Below are 1,925 nucleotides of genomic sequence, written 5' to 3'. Positions count from 1 at the left end.
TCGACGGCTTTTTGCCCCTGGCGCTGCGGTTCAACCCCGCCACCTACTACCAGGAGTATGCCCGCGTGCAGGGCCGCTACGATGGCGACTATACGGATTTTCGGATTGAGGGCGTGCAGGCGGCGGCGTTTCAGTCGGTGCTGAGGCTGGCGAGCGATCGCAATATTCCCGTCATTTTTGTCAACCTGCCGCTGACGGATGAATACCTCGACCCGGTGCGCCGCCAGCACGAGCAGACCTTCCGCCAATATCTGCTGCGCGAGGATCTGGACAGCCCCAGCCTGGTTTTCCGCGACCTGGGCGAAATCTGGCTGGATCAGTACGACTATTTCTCTGACCCCAGCCACCTGAATCGCTACGGCGCGTTTGCGGTTTCTCGGCGCATTGCCCAAGACCCGATGATTCCCTGGAGCTACGCCAGAGGCAGGTAGCCCAGAAAAGCAGCCCAGAAAAGCAGCCCAGAAAAGCAGCCCAGATATTCGCTAAATTCTTCCGAGAACTTCAATCTCGCCCTGGGGCGTAGCGCGAACGAGGACGGCTTCGCCCTCGCGGGGCACGAGGGTCGTCAGGGCAGTGATGTTGACCTGGTGGGTAACCAGCACGACCACGCCGGGGGTGTTGCGCTGATCCAGAATGAACTGCTGGAGGGCGCGGGTCTGCTGGGGTTCTGTGGTGCGATCGCCAAAAAATGAGTTCAGCACGGGGAACGGCTCCACCGGGGCCAGATCCATCAGCCGCGCTGTGTCTAGGCTGCGACACCACTGGCTCGACAGCACCCGCGCCACCGGAATCTGCCGCTGCCGAAAGGACTCGCCCAACTGCCGCGACTGCTGCTGCCCCGCTGCGTCCAGGTTGCGCTGGGTCGAGCAATCGTCAATCCGAAAGGCGGGTGGGTCGCCTGTTCCTGGGGCGCGGGCGTGGCGAAATAGCACCACTACTCCCGATTCCTGTCGCAGCAGGGCCCAAAGTTCCTCGGCAGAACGGGACGGGGGTTGCACCACGAGGGGCGGCGTGGTGGGAGCGGTGGACTGGGCGATGGGACTGGGCAGGGCGCTGGGCAGGGCGCTGGGCAGGGCGCTGGGTGTGGGTGAACTGGCCATCGGCCCGGAGGCACAGCCCAATAGGGTGAGGGCGCTCAGCAGGGCGATCGCCCTGCTCGTCATGGTCTGAACGCCTGTCGAAAATCGCCTCAGGTCAACCATTGAAATGAAAATGCTCATCCGGTGAAGATATTCAGCTGGCCTGCGGGTTCTCGCAGGCGGGAGCGACGACTGGCGGTTTTGCTCGGCACCCGCTCGGACGACTCGGCCGGACTGGACTCGCCCCGTAGCCCTACGGCAATGTGGGAATGGCGCTCGATCTGCCCCATCACCTGCCGCGCCCGCTCGATGACCGAAGCTGGCAGCCCCGCTAGCCGCCCCGCTTCGATGCCGTAGGACTTGTCTGCGCCGCCGGGCCGCACCTGATGCAAAAAGATTATCTGATCGGGCAGTTCTTTGACGACCACCTGGTAGTTGGCCACGTTAGACAGCAGCGACGCGAGTTCGTTGAGTTCGTGGTAATGGGTGGCAAAGATGGTGCGGGCGCGAATGTCGGTGGCCAGGTGTTCTGCCACAGCCCAGGCAATGGAAAGGCCATCAAAAGTGGCCGTGCCCCGCCCAATTTCGTCTAGCAGGACGAGCGATCGCGGCGTGGCGTGGTTGAGAATGTTGGCCGTCTCGTTCATCTCCACCATAAAGGTGGACTGACCCGTGGCCAGGTCGTCTACTGCACCGACGCGGGTAAAAATGCGATCGCACACCCCCAGGGTTGCCGCCGCCGCAGGCACAAAGCTGCCCACCTGTGCCATTAGTTGAATCAGCCCCACCTGCCGCAGGTAACAGCTTTTGCCGCTGGCGTTGGGCCCGGTCAGAATAATCAGGTCT

The 1,925-nt window shown here is 62.8% G+C and carries 1 protein-coding gene and 2 pseudogenes; 1 reads left to right on the top strand and 2 read right to left on the bottom strand.

The genetic code is table 11. The features are described 5' to 3' along the window. Positions 1 to 431, top strand: a pseudogene (locus IGS51_RS05245) (DUF1574 domain-containing protein); the annotation flags it as partial. A gap of 51 nt (positions 432 to 482) precedes the next feature. Here IGS51_RS05245 and IGS51_RS05240 read toward each other — a convergent pair. Continuing rightward, positions 483 to 1,220 (bottom strand): hypothetical protein, encoded by a 738-nt coding sequence (locus IGS51_RS05240; RefSeq protein ID WP_297076797.1) that lies wholly within the window; start codon positions 1,218 to 1,220, stop codon positions 483 to 485. Beyond that, a pseudogene (locus IGS51_RS05235) lies at positions 1,217 to 1,925 on the bottom strand (DNA mismatch repair protein MutS); the annotation flags it as partial. The pseudogene IGS51_RS05235 and the gene IGS51_RS05240, both read right to left, overlap by 4 nt.

It is taken from the genome of Thermoleptolyngbya sp. M55_K2018_002, from assembly GCF_015295965.1.
Lineage (GTDB): Bacteria > Cyanobacteriota > Cyanobacteriia > Elainellales > Elainellaceae > Thermoleptolyngbya > Thermoleptolyngbya sichuanensis.
Note: the sequence above shows the minus strand (reverse complement) of the source record. Positions and strands in the feature narration are given on the sequence as shown.

What these genes read in the sequence shown, in the direction of transcription:
- IGS51_RS05240 (WP_297076797.1), bottom strand. Translation starts at nt 1,220, where the DNA reads ATGAGCATTTTCATTTCAATGGTTGACCTGAGGCGATTTTCGACAGGC.